Source organism: Borrelia sp. RT5S (genome assembly GCF_021165755.1).
In the GTDB taxonomy this organism is placed as follows: domain Bacteria; phylum Spirochaetota; class Spirochaetia; order Borreliales; family Borreliaceae; genus Borrelia.
In genome coordinates, this window is sequence record NZ_CP088939.1 from 1 (window position 1) to 21,003 (window position 21,003).

Genomic DNA, 21,003 nt, shown 5'->3' on the forward strand with positions numbered 1-21,003 from the left:
AGTAGAAGTTTTAGTAAGAGTTAAGATTTCAGTTTTATTAAAGATTTCTATATATACTGCGTTCTTTAGTTTTACTAATCGTATCTTGTGCGTTGGTTATACGTTTCTGAGAGCTTAAAGTAGTTAAGATTGTGTTTGATTAAGAGCTTAAATGTTTTTCTTATCTTTGTAATAGTGACTTTAACATAATGAGGAGTATGTAGATTTTTAAGAATGTTTAAAAATGCTTTTGCTCGTCCATTAAGTCTAAGTTTATAGTTTTAGCATCAATAATACATTAGCTAGATATGCATCAAGAGAGCGCACTTTAATGAGATTTGTAGTAAAATTATTAAGATTAGAAATTTTATCCTCACTAGTAGTTTCATTATTATTCCTCTAAATTGACGATCTAGTTATAAGATCTACTAGGCAGTAATGAATAGAAGCATAATTTATGCTTAATACTAGATTTATTATAATACTACACCATTAACATGTCAATATATTTACTACTTTTAGGTAATTATAATAATCTTTTGTTAAGGATAAAACAACTAAAGAATTGAGGGATAGTACCAAATACATATATTAAATATAAATATAGAAAGATAAAAAGAGTAAGAGAGGTGTTAAGAGTAAGGACATATATCTATATAAAGTTACACAATACAATAAAACAATATACTTTCCAATTATATTATATAATTGGAAAGTATATTGTTTTATTGTATTGTGTAACTTTATTGCTATATAGAATATGTCCTTACTCTTAACACCTCTCTTACTCTTTTTATCTTTCTATATTTATATTTAATATATGTATTTGGTCTACTTATCCCCTCAATTCTTTAGTTGTTTTATCCTTAACAAAAAGATTATTATAATTACCCTAAAAGTAGTAAATATATTGACATGTTAATGGTGTAGTATTATAATAAATCTAGTATTAAGCGTAAGTATTATGCTTCCTAGGAGTATTCATTACTGCCTAGTAGATCTTATAACTAGATCGTCAATTTAAGAGGGAGCTTATAATGGCTGAAACTACTAGTGAGGATAAAATTTCTAATCTTAATAATTTTACTACAAATCTCATTAAGGAAGTGCGCTCTCTTGATGCATATCTAGCTAATGGTATTATTGATGCTAAAACTTATAAACTTAGACTTAATGGACGAGCAAAAGCATTTTTAAACATTCTTAAAGGTAACTCTACATACTCTCCTCATTATGTTAAAGTCACTATTACAAAGATAAGAAAAACATTTAAAGCTCTTAATCCAGAGCACCCAATGCTTAACTACTTTAAGCTCTCAAGAGACGAATATAACCAACTTGCACAAGACACGATTAGTAAAACTAAAGAACGCAGTATATATAAGAAATCTTTTAATAAAACTGAAATCTTAACTCTTACTAAAGAGCTTCTACTCTCGCATAGATTTGAATTTCTCTACACAGGACTACTGCTTGCCTCAGGTAGGAGGCGGATGGAGATTATTGTTGGTTCATTTAGTGACATAGGTAAGGATGAAGATGGTGTTTTATTCCAAGGGCAGCTTAAGACTGGAGATCTAGCGCGATTTAGCACTCCCTATCCCATACCTTTAACTGTTCCTAAATCCCTATTTCTTGATGCATACAATACCCTTACAAGTACTGCACTTTATAAAGACTTAAGACAAAGATGGGAAGATAATGAGTTTAGCGATACTGAGCTTAGCAATCTACTCAAGCAAGTACTTATTAAGCTATTTGACTCCAAATTTACTACTTCTGACTTGCGAGCCATTTACACAACTCTTATCTTAAAACGTGAAGGCTACTTTAATGATGCCTCAGGTGGTAAGGAAATACTTCCAAGGGTTGCTGAAATACTAGGGCATGTTGATGATGAGTCGGCTGCACAAAGTTATAGGGATTTTAAACTCACAAGGGCTACTGTACTTACTGACTTACATCTCAAGGTTGCCTATATTAGGCAAAATAGAAAACTAGAAATAAGTAAAAGGATGCTAAACTGGCTCTATACACCTTCTCTTAATCCTAGAATATCTGATAAACGCAAGATCATGCGTGCTAGGACCTTCGATTCATTTAAAGAGTCTATGATCATAGCTATTGACTTCTTTAATACCAGTGGTAAGCTCTTTAATATAAAGGAGCTTAAATATGAATTTAGAAAAATACTTGCTCAGAATGGGTACAGTGTTAAATCTAATGGAGGGATGATTAAGGAATTCTTTGATCACTTTACTGGTATTGATAAAAAAGGTGAGGTTAAGATTGCCGGCATTAAGAAGACATCTATTGATAAAGACTTTATTAAGAATACTCTCATTCCTGATGAAGCTGCTAGGCTTAACACGATGCTTCCTTTTAAAAGCAAAGAGACTATTGATGAGAACTTTGCTATTTTATCCTTTATTCTAGGCAAGGGTTTACTCAGCACCAAAGCTGTTCTTATTGACGTATTTGATTACATTACTATAAAAGATAAGTTCCCTACATTAACTCAATCACGTTACAAGACATTATTTAAACTTCTTACTAAGGAAATTGTTCTTATTAAGCACAAGATTAAATCTATGCGTCAAGCCTTTACGGTTCAGTTATGCGAGTAATGGCTACTGGGGGGTTTAATACTTCACAAGATTTAGAATACGCTATTAACCAGATAATAAAAGACCTTGAGCATGATGGGAAGCAAGTAATTAATATCAAGTATGCAATCTCTACTTATTCAAGCGAGTCTTATGCTAACGAGCTGCACTACGCTTTAATTATTTACAAATAAACAAAAATACCTTTATAAAAAGCATTTGTGCTCCCATACCCCTCATTCTTATTTTTTAAAATATGAAAGCAACATTACCGCTGCTGGTACTCCTACTCCTAGTATCCAATAAATAGGGCTTATCGCTGCCTTAATATCACTTTTGATATCTGCTCTAAGCTCGCTCCTTACTGTCTCTATCTTGTCCTCAAGCTTACCTATCTTATCCTCTAGCTTGCCTATATCACCCCTAAGCTCACTCCTAACCGATTCTATTTTGTCATCTAGCTTACCTATATCACCCTTAAGCTCACTCCTAACCGATTCTATCTTTGTCTCTAGTTTGCTTGTGCCTTCCTTAACATCTTTACTAAGAGTTACCATTTGCTTCTCAAGCACAGTCATCCTAGTTTGCAAACTCTCATAGTTATAATTAGAATTTCGAAGTAGAACATACTGAACTACTGCTTCTGGAAATCCCTTATCAAGAAATACCTGCTTTACTTCCTCATACTCTGGTAAGCGATCATATGCAAGATTACTCATACACACACCCCTTGATCTCAACCTAATCTAATTCTAATCTAATTTTAACATACTACCTCTAGTTAATCTTTTCAGCATACCAACATAAGATTAAGTCTAGCCATAAAGTATAACCTTTAAGGAGTTAGTTATAAACATAACCCTATATCTATTAACACAGTAATGTGTTATAGTATTAACTAAGTTAATTATGCCGCCTTATTTAAGAATATGAAGCAAAGATAGGGGGTGTACCGTGAGTATTAAATCAATTCTTTTATCCGTCATCTTAATGGCGTCTGTTTCGGTTTATTCATTCGCTGGTAGTTGCGACAGTTGCCTATTTTTTTGCATTTGTATCAACTAACAAGGATACTAAACAAATATATATCACAACCGTGTAAACCATATCCCTCTTAGGGGTGTGGTTGTTTTCCTTTTTAAAGTTATAACAAAGGAGGGTATATGCAGCCCCTATTAAAATATCTTTTAATCTCATTTCTAGTTGTGCAAATTTGTGCCTGCAAGAAATTTGGTAACACAGAAGATTGTTCTACATGTAAGTACAATTGCTATTGTGTAAACGCTAAACCCAAAAATAGTCCCAAAGAAATAAATAGAACGCACAATAAAAAAATAGAGGAAAAAACCAATAAGAAAGCAGAAGAATTAGTTCAAGAAATAGATAAAAACATAAATGACGATAGCTTAGAAGAATTGGTTATTAAGAACAACTGTCCTAAATGTATTTGGGGCTGTAACTGCACAACTAAAACATATAAAAAAACAGGAAAAGAGCATAGAATAAAGTGAACACTAATCCCTTTAATACTTATCTACACTCCTATTTAAAATATGAAAGCAACACTACCGCAGCTGGTACTCCTACTCCTAATATCCAATAAATAGGGTATATCGCTGCCTTAATATCACTCTTGATATCTGCCCTAAGCTTTTCTATATCACCCCTAAGCTCACTCCTTACTGACTCTATCTTACTATCTAGCTTACCTATATCACCCCTAAGCTCACTCCTAACCGATTCTATCTTAGTATCAAGCTTATCTATCCTAGCACCAAGCTTGTCTGTACCTTCCTTAATATCTTTACTAAGAGTTACCATTTGTTTCTCAAGCACAGTCATTCTAGTTTGCAAACTCTCATAGTTATAATTAGAGTTTCGAAGCAGAACATACTGAACTACTGCTTCTGGAAACCCCTTATCAAGAAATACCTGCTTTACTTCCTCATACTCTGGTAAGCGATCATACGCAAGATTACTCATATACACACCCCCTTGCTCCTCAACCTATCTCATTCTAGTCTAATTCTAACATAATAGCCTCTAGTTAATCTTTAAATAAATCCTCAATAGCTTTATCAGGGTAAGTATCAATATTAATATTCTTACTAGCTGTTCCTCTAACAGGTGCAGTAACAGCCTAATGCATGGATACCATACATATTATTTACTTCACTGCTCTCTTTAATAGTTTCATGATGTTTAATATCAAGTTCCTTAACTTTTGCTAAATAAGTTTTTATTTGTACTTCTAATTTCTTGTTCTCATCATTTTTCTTATCAATAAACTTCTCATACTCCAACTTTTTAGTCTTGTGGTCATGATACAAAGCCAAATTCTTAACCTCAATTGATTCAATTATTATCATCTGAGTTATAAACGCAACAACAAACATTACACCTACAACCCTGCTTTGTACAATAGAAATAACAGTTACACTACCCGTTTGCTTCTGCATTCTATATTCATTGAGTAAATACAACATCTTATGAAAAATAATAGTGGGCACTACTATTATAACAATAGTAAATACTAAATAAAGCAACAATAAAGCTCGCTTGAATAAACAATAAATCCGTTATATGAATTTAAGATATTAAAGCTAAAGTAGGCAAAACTTACACCTGTTGTGCTGCCAACTTTTGCCTTGCATACTTCTCCCTTCTCTTACGCCTCAACTCTTCTTGGTTTGCGTAATAATACCTATGGTTAGCTTTAGCTACCTATCTTCGGCATGCTCCCTATAATAAGCCCTGCTTTGCTCTATTATAGCCCCTCTATTTTTTCTATAATAACTCTCTAATGCCTTCAATATCCTTGTAATAGTGCTCTTTTGTCCTTGCTAACACCTTTTTTCTATTCTTCTCTCGATACTCCCTCATCTTTTCCTTATGCTTTTCTCTATAAGCTTTAATCTTATCCTTATGCCGCTCTCTGTATCGCTTCATCCTCTTCTTTATTCTTAAGAGCAACCTTATGAGTCATTAATTCCCGCTCCTCATCAGTAAGGTTTAAAGGAGGCCGCTCCTTCTTTTTCTTAACAACTGAAACCTCTTTTTCTTTATCCAAAGGCATGCAAAAATTATCAGTTCCCCGATCTTCTTCTTTACTAGAGAAAAATAATTTACTTATTCGTTCAACTAAATTCCCCATACATAACTCCTCATATACTCTCTATGGCCTATTATAGCCAACATAGCACGCTTCTTACAGCAAAGAAGCCTCCCCAAACTCATAAAAACCCCTTGTTCCTTATTATAGATCATAGCCTAATCTTGAGAACTCGTGTACCCACTAAAGGCTATATACTTGCCAACTATTTACGATTAAGGCATTCTTTGATCACTTATCTTATGATTAAATAGAAGGTTCTTGTTTTTTGACGTTTAGTTTAATATGTATAAAGGCAGTATTCAATAATACTTACTGTTAACTTAACGACTAAAAAGTGAGGATTTAAATGATAAATTGGATGAAAAACTTAATGTTTCAAAATGAAAAACTAGAGTTGAAAAATGAAAAACTAAAGGTGGCCCATGAAAAACTAGAGTTGAAAAATGAAAACCTCAAGGTGCTACTTAGAAACCTAAAGTTGCAACGTGAAATTCTAAGGTTGACCCATGAAAAACTAGGGTTGAAAAATGAAAACCTCACCTTACAACAAGAAAACCTAAATAAACAAATTTCAAACCTAGATATTCAAATTTCAAACCTAAATATTCAACTTATAAGACTACATACTCAACTTATAGACCCAAAACTGAAGCATGAAGCCCTAAAGGTTGAAATTGACAACCTAAGGGATGAATATAGCGACCTAGAGTATCAAATGCAAAGCCTAGCGTTGAAACAAGACAACCTGAGTTTCAAATTCAACTCCGAAAGTCTTCAGATGCAAAGTAAAGAGAACGAAGATGACATTAGAAGACATAATAATCCCCTTATCAATAGCAACACAGAATGAAGAAAAACTGGACGCTATGGCTGCAGCACCGCAAGAGATGGCAAGCCAACGGTTTGACAATATTGCCGAACTTGAGAAGAATCTTAGTGGTGTTGGAAATGCAGCCAAGTCAGTTAAGGCTGCACAAGAAGCTATGATTAAGCAAGCTAAACAGACAACCGACGCGAAGAAGAAAGTAGCTGATGGTGTCGCTGGTGTTGGACAGAAGACCGCAGGCGTGGGCTTCATTTAAAAGCATGGGAAAAAACCTCGTTGATGTTAAGGGCTTTGCTAATAAGGCTGGTGAATCACTTGAGCAGGTTGTAACAAGCATGGGCCCACTGGCACTGCTTTAAAGGTGCTTCAAGGCATTGGAGACGCAATTGCTGGTGGGTTTAGTGCATAACTTGCCGCTGTTGGCTCTTTTAACAAAGAGATTGAAACCTTCTCAGGCATGCTTGGAAGCAGAGACTTTGGTAAGGCATTAGCTGAGGACATGCGGGCTTTCGGCCAGGAAACGCTTTTTTCTCAAGAAGCAATCACAAACGCTGCCGCAAGGCTAGCCAAGATTGGTTCTCTTCTATAATGGCATTAATGGCATTACTTGCTGGGCTTGCGGGCTCTGTAAGTAAGATTTTAACACAAGATTTAGGCAAGGCCTTCGCACAAAACACTGCTCGGGGTGCTGATGCATTTATCGCATCTACAGTACAGGATTCAAAAGATATTGTATCAAACCTTGGTGTGTGGGGTCAGCTGGCCGTAGCTATTTTTGATTTTACGGTGGGTATCTTTAAGGGAATAGAAGCAAAGGCCATTGCTGAGATTGAAAAGAGGCGTGATGAGGAATTAGATCGGCTTGCTAAACAAAGTGAAGTCGAGCTCATGCGTATAGAAGATGCATTCACACTTGAGATTAACATGAGAAAGGAAAAGCTTTCAAAACTTGATGAGCAGTACAGTAAGGAAATCGAATTCTTAAAGCAAACACAAAGTAAGGGACAAATATCAGGAGAGGAGTTTCAAAAGCGATTAGCTAGTGTGCAGCAGGAGTACCAGACCAAGCGGGCTGCAGAGCAGGAGAGCATCGCGCAACAGGAGGCACAAAAGGCACCATGTTCAAACAGTTTAATAATAAAATTATTTAATTAATCCGCGCTTTTGTGTTTTCTCCTCATATATATTTTTTTCACACAGTTGCAACCCCAAATACACCTAGGACAATTAGTTTTTACGATTATTTCATTTGTTCCATTTTCATGATCTATATCTTTTTCTATCCCCTGAACAAATTTTTCTGTTTTCTGCTTTATCTGATCAACTTCTTCCTTTATTTTTCTAACAAAATTCTCTGTTTCTTTCCTTATATTTTGCAATTCTTTCCCGTTTATATCTTCGCTGGATGTTGTAGGGGTGTTGCAGCTACAATTATACAAACAGGTAGAACAGTCTTCTGTTATACTAATCCTTCTGCAAGCACAAACTTGCATAGCCAGAGATACTATTAAAAAATAGTCTACTAGGGATCTCATACAATCTCCTTTATCTTTCCCATTATAGCTTCTAGAAGTAATATGGAGCCTGCCTCCCAAGGAAACAGGCTTCTCAAACATTGTTCATTTATTGATTATGATAGTAGGACAAGAATAAAACCAGCAATTATCACAATTGGCAAACGAAGAAGCTGGAACCGTTGCTATTAAAGCGAAAGCCAATAGAATCGTATTAGGGTTCATACTATACCTCCTTATATTTAAGCTCAAGTGCTTAAATATTCGCGCATAGCTGCCTACTGTTAGTATAACATAACAGCACTGTTTCAATTTGTCTTTTAAAGACCCAAAACTACTGAATCTGGAAGTTAATACTAAGAAAGAAACCCGTCTATTACACATTATAAACATTGTCTATGATTATATTATTTTTAACAGCACACAGAATATCTTCTAAACATTTTCTAAACAACACGACAGTCAGATCTCCAAAAACAACAATCATAGACGAAGCAAGCTAAAGTATATCTAGTTTAAATTTGTACTTATTAAAAATAGATAAATGATATAATATGATATATATTGTTATATTAGAGGTAGAGGAAAATGAAGTTAATGATTAAAGTGTTAATGTTGATTGGTTTAATAAGTGGCATTGTCTCATGCAAGCTGTATGATGAAATACTAGATAAAGTGGAAGATTCTTTGAAGGGCAAAGACAGATCTCCAGAAAGTAATGAAGTGAGTGTTAAATCTTCAGATGGTAGAAAGGATGATATTAAAAATGGTATGCAAGATAGTGGTAGAAGTGGGCATGGGGCTGGAAGTTTAAATGATGCTGGTGAAGGTGTACAAAAAGAAAGAGCAGGTAATAGAGGAGGCATCAGTGAAGGCAAAGAGATAGAACAGAGTGTAAATGATCCTAAAGATGAAGTTGTTGTAAAAAATTTAGATGATAGTGGACTGAAGGAAAAACAAATAAATGCTGTAGTTAACCAACACACAAATGAAATTAAAGAATCTGAGGATATTAAAAAGCAAGCTGAGTCTCGGTTAGAAGAGGTTGCTCAGATATCTAGAGAACTAGGCGAAATAAAAACAAAGCTTGACGGAATGAAAGGTACGATTGACGCAGCTTATTTTTATTTAGAGAGTGCAAGAAAAAATGGCAATGTTCCCTTTAATAGACAAAGATTACCTATTTTAGACGGCGCAATTAAGAAAGTTAAAACCGGTAGGACTGCGGTAGAACAGGTAGAATATAATGCCGCATCCCTTGCATTGATGCACGCTAAGAATAGCTTTAGTGGCGCATTTCTGGGAGCTGAAAATGTTTTAAGAGAAATAGCTAGTGATCATCCATTCATATGGTCTTACTATTCAAGTGCAAAGAAGTCAATGGAGAGTGCAGAAGATATGCTTAAAAAAGTAATGGAATACAAAGACAAACTTAATTCCAGAATGGAACAAGTAGAAAAGGATTTTGCTGAATTAGAGGGAATATATAAACAATTTAAAAACTAAAATCCGATTATTAAGAGATAAAGAATCTAAAGGAACCTTTGGGGTTCCTTTTTGCTGTCTCATTTAGAACAAAAAAATTCTGACCCCATAGCCGTGCACATACACTCAAGTCTTCTTGTTCTGACACCTTTATTCTTGTATCGCTTTTCTTTTATTGAAATATTAAAAAGTAATTTCAAACCTAGAGCACAAGAAGCTTAAATGGATATTAAACACTTTATAAATAGAAATACAAACATCAACAATATCCACTAATAAGTTTATCAACTCCAAGATAAAATATGCCCTTTAAAAATTCAGACGTTTAGGAATAGTTATAAAAGCATAATTATATTATAATGATTCTAAATTAGGAGGATTAAATGATTAGAATGATTTTATTTTTGCTATTTATATTAGTACTATCGTGTGGTCAACAGGCGCTACTTGACCAGGTAGAAAACCTTACCCATGAAACACCGCAAACAAATACACATGATAATAAACCCTCAATTATTCCAGAACCACCTAGGACACCAATATCTGACAAGGAAGAAAATTCTAAACCCGAAACACCTCAAACAAATACACATAGTCCATCTCATACATCAGTACCAACTGTTACCCCTACTCAAGAAAAGCCAACTGTATCTGATAACACAAGTGATTATCAAGATGTAAGCAATACTCCAACAGCTAAATTTTCTCTTGACTTAGCGGACAAAAAAGTAGCTGAATTAAGCAAAAAAATAATACAAAATGTAAAAACAGCAAAGAGCACTAGCATTACCAATGTAGAAAAGGTTAAGGCTGCAAATAAACTTCGCAAGGCTGCCCACGATCTAGCGGACTCACTCAGTGTTATAGCAGACCTGAAAGGCATAACTCAAGCATCAAGTATTACAGAAATAGATGAAAAAATAAAAGCCGAATTAAGTAACACAAAAAATGATTTACCAGAGAGCATAAGCGATGCTTCGTCTATTAATTCAAGAATCGAAGCTTTAAGAACATTTTACAATACTCTTCTTATAGAAAAGTACAATTTAGTTCAAAGCATATCTGCATATAATCAAACAAGGATTGACATTTCTAAAAAGAATTAGAAAAAATAATAAAGAAGAAACCACTCTATTGTTCTTTAGAGTGGTTTTTTTTCAGTATCTTATCTCTTATTTAAACTGCAATCCTACAATATCAATTCTAGCTCTCGTAAAACATATTTAACACGGAAGCCTTACTATGCCTAGAAGAAATACTAGAAAAGAAAATATAAGTACTAATGACTTGCATGAAAATATCATTAATGAGAAGACATACAAGCTTAAGCGCAATGAGCGTGCAAAAGCATTTTTACAAAATATTAAATCTAATAGAATACTCTGATGGTTATATTAGTAAGCTAACCTCTAGAATAAGAGATAGGATAAAAGACATGCTGTGCTTAAATACTTTAAGCGTATACGAGAAGAGTATGAAGCTATTATCCTAAGAAAAGATTGGAAATTTAATATCCTTAAACAAATGCTTATTTCATGTTTTATATCTTTTTTAAGCCTCTTCGGGCTTTTCCTTATGAAGTGCCTTTATCCTTAAAGGGCACTTACATAGAGAAAAGGGAATATGAAGCAAAGAAAAAAAGAAGAGAAGGTGAAACAAATAGCTTGACAAGAAGATTATTTTATGGTATAATGCAACTGTCAATCTTACTTTAGCAGTAGCATTAATTTTCCAAGATAGTGTTTTTTATCAAGAGTGCCATATCAAAGTTGGAGTATAGAGAAAGAAAGTGCATTAAGAATTTTGCTGAGCAGGCATCCTACATACGCACATATTTAGGGTTTAATCCTGATCTGAGTAAGAATGGGAACGGACTCATTGGGAAAGTAGATGTTTTAAGATATGTTTTTACAGTCTAACTAAATTACTACGCCTTACTAAGGCTTTAAGGAAGGGGCAGGCCAATATTATAAGAAAAGAAAAGAGCGATGCTCTTGCACGCAAGCATTACGATAAAACATTAAAAGAGTTTATTAGGGAGTTTAATAAGCGTAAATGAATACTAAATGGTTAATAGGATATTTAATAATGAGTTGTGTTTTTGCAATCCTAACTCTTACTAGTTGTACCACAACAGCAACACTTGATATTAAGGTTAGAAAAACACGCCCCGTTAAGTTTTACTACGACTATGGGACTAGCGAGGAGGAGAATTTACGCAAGGCCCTACTCTACATATGGCTGCTTGAGAACTATACAGATTTACTTGAGGGGGCAGTATGGAAGTAAGCAAAGGAGAACGTGAGCTTAGAATAAAGGGAAGCAAGAAACTTAAGAAGAATCTATCAACGTATGTAAATGATACATATCACTTCATACCGTTTGACAAGTTAAGAAATCTTGTATTCCTTGATAGTCAGGTTGCAAGTTTATGGAACACAAGACTTACAGCACTCTCGCTAGATTACGAGATCATATCAAATGGATGTGAGCGTGAGATATATGAGTTTGTAAAGAAACAATTTGAGAAGTTTTCTATGTTTGAGATAGCAAAGCTGTGCATGAACGCGATAGCCTTTGGATTTGCATGCCTTGAGCTTACATGGGGTATTGAAGAGCATGGTGATGGCATATTTCTTATGGTAGAAAACATAGATTTCATTTTAAATGAACATATTAAGATTGAAGATGATAAGGTTTTCTTTACCGCAAGCACTACTGGTACAAATGATCTTGGCTACTTTAAGCATTTACTTCTTGTAAATGGCATTGAACATGGGGCTAGTGGTTTTCCTCTTTTCTATACTGTATGGGGTGAATACGAGCGCAAGGAAGTAGCAAATTATTATCACCAATGCTTTATAGAACTCCTAACAGGATCGATGGTTACTATTAAGAGCAAGACAGGCGAGACTACAGAGGAGCAGGATAATGACATTTTGCATAAAGTATCCTCAGCTGATAATTGCTATACTGTGCTGCACCCAGATAGCTATCAGATTGATGTTAAGGAATTCTTAAGTAAAGATGCAACAAATAATGCGTTTCTGAGTGCTAAGGAATATGCTGACATGCAAATATCTAAATTAATACTTGGTCAGACATTAACTACACAAAGTGGTACAACTGGAAGTTATGCGATATCCAAGACGCACCAAGAGGTGCGGCAGGATTATGCTGCAGCTGATAGGCGTTTTGTTCAGGAAGGTATTTGCTTGCTTATTAAGAAAGTAGTTGATCTTAATTTTGGTGAGCAGGAGTTCTATCCTGAGTTTAGATACATAGAAAGATTTGACCAGAAGGCAAGACTTGCAAGGGACATAGAACTTAAAAAAGAGTTCGGCATTAAGTTTAAGCAGGATTACTTTAAGAAAGTATATGGACTTGGCGATGAGGATATTTTTATATATGAAAAGGAGGTTTAATTGATAGCAAGGTTAGAGGAAGTTCCATTTTTAACCACAGGCGTGTTTAACGGTGATTTTGAGGTTACAAGTGATACCTTGGAGCATATTATTACAAATTTTAAAAAAGAGAAGAGAGATATTCCGATCTTTATTGGTCACAGTGATTTCCTCAGTAGGGGTGCTGAGGCACAGCGAGCTAATGGTTGGATTGATAAAGTAGTGCGTAGGGGAGATATTCTATATTTCTCAGGTAGTATTGACGAGGAGCTGTGTAATTTAATTGAGGCTGGGGCTTTAAGGGGTTGCAGTGGGGAGTTCTATGTTAAGGAACAGCAGGAATGCAAGCTTAATCAGGGTACTGATAATCGTTTCCTAGGTGGTATGGCCATACTGGGTAGTGACATTCCAGCAGTAGATATAGCTAGAGTATCTGAGAAGAATTTAGTTAAGCGACTTAAGAGAAAATTCATGCCCAGCGACAGCTATTTAAAAGAAGGGGTATTTCTTAGCCAAGATAGGGTTAATATCATATTTCATTCAAGACTTAAAAAATTTTTAAATTTAAGGACAAACATAAAGACAGAAGGAGGATTTATGGATAAAGAGACTTCAGCAGAAGAAAGTCTAGAAACTGCAGAGGAGGAAAGCCTAGAGACTGCAGAAGAGATTGAGAATAAATATTGCGCTCGGATTGCAAATCGGATAGGAGATAAGATAAGTGAGGCTTTAACTAGCATCATAGAATCTCTTAAAGATAAGTTAGCAATAAAAAATGAGACTAGTAATGATACTAGTCAAGGCAAGGAGATAGCTCTAGACAAATTGGCTTATCTTGATAAGCTAACTAGTCGTATGGAAACTTTTAACCAAAATTTCAGTAAGCTTTCCAATAGGGAGTCAAAGAGGGATATAGTAACCAATTATATTACTTCTTACAAAGATCTTGTTGCAAACATTAAGTTGCATCAAATAAAAAATATAATCGAGAGCTTCACAGAAGCTGAGAATGATTTTGCTCAAAAATATGGAGACAACATCAGAATAGAAGAGGAGATAAAAGAGAATGTCTAGGAAGAATAATTTTAGTATTAATTTTAATAACCCACTTTATAGGGAGCGATTGATTGCAGATAAGTATTTTGATAATCCTTATCTTGACGTAGTAGAAGGACTTTTTTTAAAAACTCCTGTTACTCAAAAGGGAGGCACACTTGCTTTTTATGCTATGGATGAGAAGCAGGAGAGTAGTAAGCTTGATTCCTTCTTATCAGATCCTAAGCAACTTAAGGATAAAATAAGTACCTTTTTACTTAATGCATACAGCCTAAAGGGGCCTTTTGGTGATGTTGATTATAGGGATGAGGAGGTGATAAAGAAAGCTGAGAAATTGGTCATGCAAAACTTGGCTAAAGTGGTGTATCGCGGTTATCTTCTTGAGGGTATGAATGAGTTGCACACAAAATCAACTCCTATTGAGGTTAAGGCAACAGATGATTTTATTAGCAAACTTAAAGAAGCTAGGGCAAAGATGGACTTGAGTCCTAACAGGATAGCAATGACTGATAAGACCGCGTATGACCTTATTGCTGCTGATAAAGACATTCAGAAGAGAATAGAGCGCTACAAGATACCTGAATTTGATGAGACGGCCCTTCTTAAGGCAGCTTTGGGAATAGAGCCGTTTATTTTTCAGTTACCTAGTGATGCTATTTACGATGGGTATGTATATCTATTAAATTACACAAGAGATAGAGCAGTGTATTCAAAAGATGTTGGGCTTCGTAACTTTGTATATAGTGGCAGTTATGAAGGGGCAAGATTTCATGAAGGACAGTTTGCAAGAAGGTACTATCAAGAAAGAGGTGGAATTAATGGAATGCTTTATGCACAGTTTAGCCTTATCGGACAACTTAAGGTAGAAAATCCTAATTTAGTTTCAGTTTTCAAACTAGCTAATGCTCAGACGCTGCCTAAGAAATATCCATCTTCTTAAGTTAAGGTTAATTGAGGTTTAAGGGTTATAGACATGAAGTTTACCAGTGGGGCCACACCTTCAAGTCAAGATTTTAATGATTATCAAGAATATTTCAAAGATGCATTGGTTGCAAGCAAGAGATCAAAGTATGGAAAGGTTATAGAAGGGCTCCAGCTGAGGTACGAATTTGATGCCCTTGAAATCAGAGCAGGGTGTGGGTTTACAAGCACTGGATATTACGTACAGCTTAGGAGGGATGAGGGTATTGACTTAAGCTTGCGCCAGTCAAGGTCTGCCTTTATTTTCCTAAAAGCTGGCAAGCTTACTACTAGCAATGAGATCTTAATAAAAGATGAGTCGGATAAGGAGTTTACTAAGGGTCATAGGATTGAGGGCAGACTTGAGCCTCGTATTTCACTTAAAGAGAAAAGCATGAGCAAGAGATCATCATTTTTTGATCCTTACTATACCCTAGATAATGATCCAGAGATCCTAGATAAAGATTGCCTCCTACTAGGATGTATGTATGAAAATACGTGCTACCAGCTGAATAGAGAGGAGAACGAGCCTTACTATCCCGTGGGTACAGTATTTCCATATTGGGGGTCTTTTATAAACTACGTTACTCTTAAGGGTTGCGTAGTTTGCGAGGATGATTATAAAGACCGCCTTATAAGGCTTGATAGTAGGAATGCTGGTGAGGAGGCAGGTGTTTGGGGTTGGGTGTTAGGTAAAGCTAATATCCCTTCTCTTAAAACTAAGCAAACATTGACAAGTAAAGATGGTGGGCATAAACATAAATATAGTAATGACCGAGGTATTCTTTCCAGCCGATATCGATATACTGATAAGACCGCATCTGCCTATTTTAATCTTAATCCAGAAGCCAGTAGCACTTATGCTGGTGAACACACACATACTACAACGGGTAAGTATACAAACCCAAGTCCCAAGACCTTAGATATATTCCCCGATTATGTCACATGTCTTCCGGTTAGGAGGGAATACTAGAGATGAGTTTTAGCAAGCATTTACCAGTTAAAGCAGAGGATTTAAATAAAATTAGGAATGATTTTGATAGGCATTTTGCTAAGTTTAATCTTTGCAAGGTTTATGGACGAGTAATAGAAGGGTTTAGTCTAGTATATGATACCTCTGATAAGAAAGTTACGCTATCTAGTGGTATAGGGTTTACACCCTCTGGTAGCTTAATAAACCTAAAGGACGCTGTTTCAGTTAAGGTTGCCAGTGTATATGAGGGGACTGAGTATGTGCATTTAGTTTTTGTAAGAAAAACAAATAATGAGCAGGCTTTAGAGGCACATCTTATCTCATATGAGTTTAGTGGAGGAGTCTTTGATCCTTATTCTTATTTAAAAACACATGAGGAGCAGTATCGCGATTATTTGGCAGTTGGATTTATTAAAGACAACTCTGTATCCGAGTTTAATAGACCGCATCAAGAACCTATTGGAGCCGTTGGTAGCCTGTTTTTATTTGAAAAAACAGACTTTAAGGATTAAATCACACTTAATGGCCGCATAGTGGAGGGGTTTGATGTCTCACTAGATAATAGAAAGATTTCCACCACAGCAGGCTTTAGAGGCACATCTTATCTCATATGGTCTAGCGCCTTCCTTCCTAGCAAGGCTATATAAATTATTTGAATCATATAGCCTTGTAACTTGTTCTTCTTTAGTTATAATGTTGTACTGCTCTTCGCTGAACAAAGACTTACTAGTAAGTCCACTTCTCTATACTAGCAACTAGTCCCTTTAAATATGCTTTGAAAAGCAAAGAGCGACAAACAAAGGAAATGCTTTCATACTATAATGGATATGATGAATAGCAGATATTTAAAATATTTCCAAGAATACGTGGTAAATATAGAGAAAGTCAATTTAAAAGAAAAAACAGAGTACACAGATAGATTATACTTGCAAAGTTTACTGAATAGTATTTGTGGTAGTTCCACTGTTGAAATTCAGCATGAACCACAAAGGGATAAAGGGGGCATGGGTTCGCCAGACTTCATGGTTAGAAGCGGAGGGAACATAACGGGCTATATTGAAGTTAAAAAGATAGGGCAAGATTTAGATGACACCTTAAAAAGCGATCAAATAAGGAAGTATAGCCAACTTTCAAATAATATTTTACTAACAAATTATATTGAATTTATTTGGATAAGAAGCAAAAATGTCTGCGCTCGAGAAGCTCTTTTAAATAGGATTGATATAGAAAATAAAAGATTAAAAATTGAGCACACCAAAGCTAGCAAGGTGTTAAGCATTATAAGGAGCTTTTTTGGGTATCCAATTGAAAAGATTGTAAGTATTGAAAAACTAGCTAGCCTGCTTGCAGAGAGGACAAGAATTTTAAAGGATTTAATTGAGTCCAATTTGGATTTCAATTTAAAATTAAAAAATAAAAATACTTTAACATCAACATATGACCTTCTTAATGAAAGCATATATAATGGAGCACTTAAAGTTAATGAGTTTTCAGATTCCATTGCTCAAACAATTACGTACGGACTTTTCCTTGCAAAGCTTAATAATAGAAGTGACACAAGTATAGATTTTTATAATATCGGGAATTTAATACCTAGTAATTTTGGATTAATTCAAGATATACTGCGCCTGATATACGATATTGCGGTTAACAAAGAATACATTGATATAAAGTGGATCTTAGAAGAATTAATCAATATTATAAATAATATTGATACAAAGGCAATTTCTAAACAATTCTCCTTTACTAAAGCTGAGTCTTTAATGAAGGATAAAGGAGGAAAGGATCCATATCTCTATTTTTATGAAGACTTTTTAATTAAGTATGATAAGGAGTTAAGAAAAAATAAAGGGGTTTACTACACCCCCCATCCTATTGTTAATTTTATCATAGACAGCTTAAATAATATTTTAAAATCAGAACTCAACTTAGAAAATGGGTTTGCAAACAGAGAGGAAGCAACAGTATTAGATTTTGCTACTGGTACTGGAACTTTTTTGCTTGAGGTTGTCAAATGTATATTAAGCGAAATTCCTCCCCAAACTGGCAAACAAGAGCAGTATATTAAAGATCACATATTACAAAACATATACGGATTTGAATGCTTAATGGCTCCATATGCGGTTGCTCATTTGAAGTTATCGCAGTATTTAAAGGAAGTTTATAATTTTGAACTTGGAAGTGTTGAAAATGAGGGATTAAGGTTGCAAATCTTCTTGACTAATACTCTTGATTTAACAGCACCAGCAATTCAGGAAAATTTTAAGGCATTTTTACCCGCAATTAGTAAAGAAAATAAATTAGCCAACGAGATTAAGAATAAGCCAATTTTGGTAATTCTTGGGAACCCACCCTATAATGCTGGCTCTAAGAATAATAATGCCCATATCCTAGGGTTGATGAGAGATTATAAAAAAGACCTGGGCGAACGAGCAATAATTGCACTAAATGACGACTATGTAAAATTTATTAGATTTGCAGAGCACAATATTGAAAACTCTAACAAAGGTTTACTGGGGATTGTAACCAATAACGGATTTCTAGACAATATTACTTTCAGGGGCATGAGACTCCATCTACTTAAAACTTTTGATGAGGTTTACATTATCAATTTACATGGGAACTCAAGAAAGAAGGAAAAGGCAGACGATGGGAGTGTGGATGAGAATGTATTTGATATTCAAACGGGTATTGCAATCAGTATTTTTATCAAACACCAAGATGTAGCTAAAAAAAATGATCTTGCTAGAGTCTACTACAAAAGTATTAAAGGGACCAGATTGCATAAATATGAATTTCTAAATGGTAATGATATCTCTAGTATTAATTTTGAAGAACTTTCTATCAAACCACCTTATCATTTCTTTGCTAAAAAGAATAACGCCAATGGAAATATTTACAACAAAGGATTTTCTTTAAAAGAAATATTTAATAAGTTCAATGTTGGAATAATGACTGCTAAAGATAGGATCGCAATTGATTTTGAGCAAGAAGAACTCTTGTCTAAACTTAGTAAGTTTGCGTGTCTTAGTGAAGAAGATGCAAGAAGAGAATATGGTTTAATTAAGGATTCTAGAGATTGGAAGGTGTCAACAGTACAAAAATTCTTAAGATCCACAAACATTAATATAGAATACGTGCGTAAGATAACCTGTAGGCCATTTGATAATAGATATATCTATTATTCCAAACACAAAGGTATTATAGCTAGTCCCGGATATGAAATAATGAAGCATATGTTAAACATTGAGCATAATATAGGATTGTTGTCCACTAGAAGTCTGTCAAGTAGCAATTTTAATCATTCTTTTGTTGCGTCCAGTATTTCGGTAAAGGGTTTGCTCTCAAATAAAGTCAGCGCAAGCTACTTGTTTCCATTATTTCTTACAGAAGAACAGAAGTCTTTAAAAGACTCAAAAGAAGTACAAATACCTTTAAAAAACTCAATAAAAGAAAACTTTAAGATAGATTTTAGAGATTATATTAATACTAAGTATTGTAAAAGATTTGATGCACAAGAAATATTAGGTTATATTTATGCTATCCTTAACTCTGATGTCTACCGAACAAGATTTATTGAGTTTTTAAAGATTGACTTCCCAAAAATCATTTTTGTAGATGACCTTGCTCTATTTGAAAAACTTAGTCGTTTGGGCAGAAAACTTGTTAATTTACATTTACTAAGAGAACATAACGAGCTTGATAAAAATATTGGAATTCATACTTCAAGTGGAAACAGTGACACAACCATAGAGAAAATCCATTACTACAAGGAAACTGAGGAGCTTTTCTATAACAAGAGTAATAAATTTATTAATGTGCCTGAGGAGGTCTATGAATTTACTATTGGCAGTTACCAAGTACTTAAGAGCTATCTTAAGTGTAGAAAGGGTAGGAAGTTAAGTCTTTGCGAGGTTGAACACCTTGAAAGGGTTGTAAAGATAATACAACACACTCTTGAGCTTCAAAAGCAGGTTGACTTGATAATTGGTAAGTGCAAAGAATTCGGAAAAGATCATCTTTAATCAAGCTTAGATTCTACTTTATAGCTTTTAACTTCATGACAGAATAATAATTTTTCAAAAGCTTATTGGTACTCTCGGCATTTTAATTTAACCTTTGTTTTAATAGGCCCTAATGCAATACATTATACTTGTTTCTAATAATCTAAATATATTTTAATTAAAATTTTACTATCCTCTAAATTCTTTATTATTGATTTTTAGTTCATATTAAATTTAATTAGCTTTAATTAGCTAAAACAAAATCGACACTGTTATGCCGGACACCAAATTCATAAGCCAAAGAAGCCGACCAAAACACCCTAATAATTAGTAATGATATGCCCTTTGCTGGTCTGAAGTGTACATCCATAAAAATCTAGCTGTTTTGTTTGTGAATTGCCATGCTATTAACAAAACTTAGTAATGAATAGATACTCATCGCTTACTTAATTCTATTAAACTTTATTATATTTTTGTAATATAAAAGAGTCTATATTAGCTCTCTTTATATTACAAAAAGGCAGCATTTTGAATATCAATATAACTAGAGAAACATTTAGTAAAAGGATGGATGCTATGATCATCACAAATAATTCTAAAATTATACTACTTACCTGCAATGAGATAAGAAATATCTTAAAAGTTCTCTACGACCTAGACTATAGTAAAAGTGTCATTTCTAAAACATTTGCTGAATTAGACGCAGGCATAAGAATTGGCAAAACAGATTACATTGCTGAAGAGTTTATACAATATTTATTCTTCCGTAATATGCAAAACCCATTAAAGATATGGGATAAGATTGCTAGAAAGAAAACAAAATTATTACAAGATATTGATCCCGAATTATTGGAATTTGGATTTCAGTCAAACAAAATGAAAAGAATAAAAAAGAACCCTCCGATGAATAAGGAAGAGAAAAGAATAAAAAAGCTAGAAAAAGTCCAAATTGAACTAGAAATAACCAAAAGACTTAAGAAAAAGAAATCAATATTATATAAATAATATAAATTCACTTCAAGAACAAGCAAAAGCCATAAATATAATCTTTATTGCTTTTACTTAGTTGACATAATATGGG

25 protein-coding genes are annotated in these 21,003 nt (G+C 34.2%); 18 read left to right on the forward strand and 7 right to left on the reverse strand.

Going from position 1 to position 21,003, the window contains the following annotated elements; translation table 11 throughout:
* Positions 1 to 1,016 precede the first annotated feature (1,016 nt).
* Together LSO06_RS04770 and LSO06_RS04775 are read left to right on the forward strand one after the other, a co-directional pair.
* Entirely contained in the window at positions 1,017 to 2,606 is a 1,590-nt protein-coding gene (locus LSO06_RS04770; RefSeq protein ID WP_231760935.1) for a protelomerase family protein, read from the forward strand.
* Entirely contained in the window at positions 2,597 to 2,779 is a 183-nt protein-coding gene (locus tag LSO06_RS04775; RefSeq protein ID WP_231760934.1) for a sporulation protein Cse60, read from the forward strand. Before LSO06_RS04770 ends, LSO06_RS04775 begins: the two co-directional genes overlap by 10 nt.
* Positions 2,780 to 2,827: 48 nt before the next feature.
* Here LSO06_RS04775 and bdr (LSO06_RS04780) read toward each other — a convergent pair whose 3' ends face one another.
* Positions 2,828 to 3,304, reverse strand: coding sequence for a Bdr family repetitive protein (gene bdr, locus LSO06_RS04780; RefSeq protein ID WP_231760933.1), 477 nt, complete (start codon positions 3,302 to 3,304; stop codon positions 2,828 to 2,830).
* 444 nt (positions 3,305 to 3,748) lie between these two features.
* Between bdr (LSO06_RS04780) and LSO06_RS04785 the strand changes: the two genes are divergently transcribed.
* Positions 3,749 to 4,096 carry a hypothetical protein gene (locus LSO06_RS04785; protein ID WP_231760932.1) on the forward strand — a complete coding sequence of 116 codons (348 nt, stop codon included), beginning with the start codon at positions 3,749 to 3,751 and terminating at the stop codon, positions 4,094 to 4,096.
* 31 nt (positions 4,097 to 4,127) lie between these two features.
* On the opposite strand, the gene bdr (LSO06_RS04790) is transcribed toward LSO06_RS04785, so the two are convergent.
* The 4 genes from bdr (LSO06_RS04790) to LSO06_RS04805 all read right to left on the reverse strand — a co-directional run bounded on the left by bdr (LSO06_RS04790) (position 4,128) and on the right by LSO06_RS04805 (position 5,739).
* The gene (gene bdr, locus LSO06_RS04790) at positions 4,128 to 4,568 is read right to left on the reverse strand and encodes a Bdr family repetitive protein (RefSeq protein ID WP_231760965.1); all 441 of its coding nucleotides are present in this window, start codon (positions 4,566 to 4,568) and stop codon (positions 4,128 to 4,130) included.
* A gap of 137 nt (positions 4,569 to 4,705) precedes the next feature.
* Positions 4,706 to 5,071, reverse strand: a complete 366-nt coding sequence (locus tag LSO06_RS04795) for a hypothetical protein (RefSeq protein ID WP_231760966.1) — start codon at positions 5,069 to 5,071, stop codon at positions 4,706 to 4,708.
* Positions 5,072 to 5,372: 301 nt separating this feature from the next.
* Positions 5,373 to 5,534 carry a hypothetical protein gene (locus tag LSO06_RS04800; protein ID WP_231760967.1) on the reverse strand — a complete coding sequence of 54 codons (162 nt, stop codon included), beginning with the start codon at positions 5,532 to 5,534 and terminating at the stop codon, positions 5,373 to 5,375.
* A complete protein-coding gene (locus tag LSO06_RS04805) occupies positions 5,509 to 5,739 on the reverse strand; it encodes a hypothetical protein (RefSeq protein WP_231760968.1) in 231 nt (76 codons plus the stop codon). The genes LSO06_RS04800 and LSO06_RS04805 overlap by 26 nt, the downstream gene beginning before the upstream one ends.
* A 307-nt stretch (positions 5,740 to 6,046) precedes the next feature.
* Between LSO06_RS04805 and LSO06_RS04810 the strand changes: the two genes are divergently transcribed.
* The gene (locus LSO06_RS04810) at positions 6,047 to 6,550 is read left to right on the forward strand and encodes a hypothetical protein (protein WP_231760969.1); all 504 of its coding nucleotides are present in this window, start codon (positions 6,047 to 6,049) and stop codon (positions 6,548 to 6,550) included.
* Positions 6,501 to 6,782 carry a hypothetical protein gene (locus tag LSO06_RS04815; protein WP_231760970.1) on the forward strand — a complete coding sequence of 94 codons (282 nt, stop codon included), beginning with the start codon at positions 6,501 to 6,503 and terminating at the stop codon, positions 6,780 to 6,782. The genes LSO06_RS04810 and LSO06_RS04815 overlap by 50 nt, the downstream gene beginning before the upstream one ends.
* A 110-nt stretch (positions 6,783 to 6,892) precedes the next feature.
* On the opposite strand, the gene LSO06_RS05795 is transcribed toward LSO06_RS04815, so the two are convergent.
* The gene (locus LSO06_RS05795) at positions 6,893 to 7,027 is read right to left on the reverse strand and encodes a hypothetical protein (RefSeq protein WP_255673285.1); all 135 of its coding nucleotides are present in this window, start codon (positions 7,025 to 7,027) and stop codon (positions 6,893 to 6,895) included.
* Positions 7,028 to 7,114: 87 nt separating this feature from the next.
* On the opposite strand from LSO06_RS05795, the gene LSO06_RS04820 reads away from it, so the two are divergent.
* Positions 7,115 to 7,681 carry a hypothetical protein gene (locus tag LSO06_RS04820; protein ID WP_231760971.1) on the forward strand — a complete coding sequence of 189 codons (567 nt, stop codon included), beginning with the start codon at positions 7,115 to 7,117 and terminating at the stop codon, positions 7,679 to 7,681.
* Here LSO06_RS04820 and LSO06_RS04825 read toward each other — a convergent pair.
* The gene (locus LSO06_RS04825) at positions 7,678 to 8,061 is read right to left on the reverse strand and encodes a hypothetical protein (protein ID WP_231760972.1); all 384 of its coding nucleotides are present in this window, start codon (positions 8,059 to 8,061) and stop codon (positions 7,678 to 7,680) included. The genes LSO06_RS04820 and LSO06_RS04825 overlap by 4 nt on opposite strands.
* A 567-nt stretch (positions 8,062 to 8,628) precedes the next feature.
* Here LSO06_RS04825 and LSO06_RS04830 point away from each other — a divergent pair.
* From LSO06_RS04830 to LSO06_RS04885, 12 genes are all read left to right on the forward strand, one after another.
* Positions 8,629 to 9,546, forward strand: a complete 918-nt coding sequence (locus LSO06_RS04830; RefSeq protein ID WP_231760973.1) for a hypothetical protein — start codon at positions 8,629 to 8,631, stop codon at positions 9,544 to 9,546.
* A gap of 362 nt (positions 9,547 to 9,908) precedes the next feature.
* The gene (locus LSO06_RS04835) at positions 9,909 to 10,631 is read left to right on the forward strand and encodes a hypothetical protein (RefSeq protein ID WP_231760974.1); all 723 of its coding nucleotides are present in this window, start codon (positions 9,909 to 9,911) and stop codon (positions 10,629 to 10,631) included.
* A gap of 136 nt (positions 10,632 to 10,767) precedes the next feature.
* Positions 10,768 to 10,911: a hypothetical protein gene (locus LSO06_RS04840; protein WP_231760975.1), complete on the forward strand. Its 144-nt coding sequence runs from the start codon at positions 10,768 to 10,770 to the stop codon at positions 10,909 to 10,911.
* 383 nt (positions 10,912 to 11,294) lie between these two features.
* On the forward strand, positions 11,295 to 11,444 hold the full coding sequence (locus tag LSO06_RS04845) for a hypothetical protein (protein ID WP_231760976.1): 150 nt from the start codon (positions 11,295 to 11,297) through the stop codon (positions 11,442 to 11,444).
* Between the two features lie 136 nt (positions 11,445 to 11,580).
* Positions 11,581 to 11,814 (forward strand): hypothetical protein, encoded by a 234-nt coding sequence (locus LSO06_RS04850; protein WP_231760977.1) that lies wholly within the window; start codon positions 11,581 to 11,583, stop codon positions 11,812 to 11,814.
* Positions 11,805 to 12,950, forward strand: a complete 1,146-nt coding sequence (locus LSO06_RS04855) for a phage portal protein family protein (RefSeq protein WP_231760978.1) — start codon at positions 11,805 to 11,807, stop codon at positions 12,948 to 12,950. The genes LSO06_RS04850 and LSO06_RS04855 overlap by 10 nt, the downstream gene beginning before the upstream one ends.
* Positions 12,951 to 14,003, forward strand: a complete 1,053-nt coding sequence (locus tag LSO06_RS04860; protein ID WP_231760979.1) for a hypothetical protein — start codon at positions 12,951 to 12,953, stop codon at positions 14,001 to 14,003. It begins immediately after the preceding gene.
* The gene (locus LSO06_RS04865) at positions 13,996 to 14,925 is read left to right on the forward strand and encodes a hypothetical protein (RefSeq protein WP_231760980.1); all 930 of its coding nucleotides are present in this window, start codon (positions 13,996 to 13,998) and stop codon (positions 14,923 to 14,925) included. The genes LSO06_RS04860 and LSO06_RS04865 overlap by 8 nt, the downstream gene beginning before the upstream one ends.
* A 33-nt stretch (positions 14,926 to 14,958) precedes the next feature.
* On the forward strand, positions 14,959 to 15,918 hold the full coding sequence (locus LSO06_RS04870) for a hypothetical protein (RefSeq protein ID WP_231760981.1): 960 nt from the start codon (positions 14,959 to 14,961) through the stop codon (positions 15,916 to 15,918).
* 2 nt (positions 15,919 to 15,920) lie between these two features.
* Entirely contained in the window at positions 15,921 to 16,430 is a 510-nt protein-coding gene (locus LSO06_RS04875) for a hypothetical protein (protein WP_231760982.1), read from the forward strand.
* 309 nt (positions 16,431 to 16,739) lie between these two features.
* Positions 16,740 to 19,943, forward strand: coding sequence for a type ISP restriction/modification enzyme (locus LSO06_RS04880; protein ID WP_231760983.1), 3,204 nt, complete (start codon positions 16,740 to 16,742; stop codon positions 19,941 to 19,943).
* 507 nt (positions 19,944 to 20,450) lie between these two features.
* Entirely contained in the window at positions 20,451 to 20,927 is a 477-nt protein-coding gene (locus LSO06_RS04885) for a hypothetical protein (protein WP_231760984.1), read from the forward strand.
* Positions 20,928 to 21,003: the final 76 nt, after the last annotated feature.

What these genes read in the sequence shown, in the direction of transcription:
- LSO06_RS04830 (WP_231760973.1), top strand. Translation starts at nt 8,629, where the DNA reads ATGAAGTTAATGATTAAAGTGTTAATGTTGATTGGTTTAATAAGTGGC.
- LSO06_RS04770 (WP_231760935.1), top strand. Translation starts at nt 1,017, where the DNA reads ATGGCTGAAACTACTAGTGAGGATAAAATTTCTAATCTTAATAATTTT.
- LSO06_RS04785 (WP_231760932.1), top strand. Translation starts at nt 3,749, where the DNA reads ATGCAGCCCCTATTAAAATATCTTTTAATCTCATTTCTAGTTGTGCAA.
- LSO06_RS04795 (WP_231760966.1), bottom strand. Translation starts at nt 5,071, where the DNA reads ATGTTGTATTTACTCAATGAATATAGAATGCAGAAGCAAACGGGTAGT.
- LSO06_RS04855 (WP_231760978.1), top strand. Translation starts at nt 11,805, where the DNA reads ATGGAAGTAAGCAAAGGAGAACGTGAGCTTAGAATAAAGGGAAGCAAG.
- LSO06_RS04870 (WP_231760981.1), top strand. Translation starts at nt 14,959, where the DNA reads ATGAAGTTTACCAGTGGGGCCACACCTTCAAGTCAAGATTTTAATGAT.
- LSO06_RS04820 (WP_231760971.1), top strand. Translation starts at nt 7,115, where the DNA reads ATGGCATTAATGGCATTACTTGCTGGGCTTGCGGGCTCTGTAAGTAAG.
- bdr (WP_231760965.1), bottom strand. Translation starts at nt 4,568, where the DNA reads ATGAGTAATCTTGCGTATGATCGCTTACCAGAGTATGAGGAAGTAAAG.
- LSO06_RS04800 (WP_231760967.1), bottom strand. Translation starts at nt 5,534, where the DNA reads ATGAAGCGATACAGAGAGCGGCATAAGGATAAGATTAAAGCTTATAGA.
- LSO06_RS04880 (WP_231760983.1), top strand. Translation starts at nt 16,740, where the DNA reads ATGGATATGATGAATAGCAGATATTTAAAATATTTCCAAGAATACGTG.
- LSO06_RS04775 (WP_231760934.1), top strand. Translation starts at nt 2,597, where the DNA reads ATGCGAGTAATGGCTACTGGGGGGTTTAATACTTCACAAGATTTAGAA.
- LSO06_RS04805 (WP_231760968.1), bottom strand. Translation starts at nt 5,739, where the DNA reads ATGGGGAATTTAGTTGAACGAATAAGTAAATTATTTTTCTCTAGTAAA.
- LSO06_RS04810 (WP_231760969.1), top strand. Translation starts at nt 6,047, where the DNA reads ATGATAAATTGGATGAAAAACTTAATGTTTCAAAATGAAAAACTAGAG.
- LSO06_RS05795 (WP_255673285.1), bottom strand. Translation starts at nt 7,027, where the DNA reads ATGTCCTCAGCTAATGCCTTACCAAAGTCTCTGCTTCCAAGCATGCCT.
- LSO06_RS04840 (WP_231760975.1), top strand. Translation starts at nt 10,768, where the DNA reads ATGCCTAGAAGAAATACTAGAAAAGAAAATATAAGTACTAATGACTTG.
- LSO06_RS04835 (WP_231760974.1), top strand. Translation starts at nt 9,909, where the DNA reads ATGATTAGAATGATTTTATTTTTGCTATTTATATTAGTACTATCGTGT.
- LSO06_RS04825 (WP_231760972.1), bottom strand. Translation starts at nt 8,061, where the DNA reads ATGAGATCCCTAGTAGACTATTTTTTAATAGTATCTCTGGCTATGCAA.
- LSO06_RS04850 (WP_231760977.1), top strand. Translation starts at nt 11,581, where the DNA reads ATGAATACTAAATGGTTAATAGGATATTTAATAATGAGTTGTGTTTTT.
- LSO06_RS04865 (WP_231760980.1), top strand. Translation starts at nt 13,996, where the DNA reads ATGTCTAGGAAGAATAATTTTAGTATTAATTTTAATAACCCACTTTAT.
- LSO06_RS04815 (WP_231760970.1), top strand. Translation starts at nt 6,501, where the DNA reads ATGACATTAGAAGACATAATAATCCCCTTATCAATAGCAACACAGAAT.
- LSO06_RS04875 (WP_231760982.1), top strand. Translation starts at nt 15,921, where the DNA reads ATGAGTTTTAGCAAGCATTTACCAGTTAAAGCAGAGGATTTAAATAAA.
- bdr (WP_231760933.1), bottom strand. Translation starts at nt 3,304, where the DNA reads ATGAGTAATCTTGCATATGATCGCTTACCAGAGTATGAGGAAGTAAAG.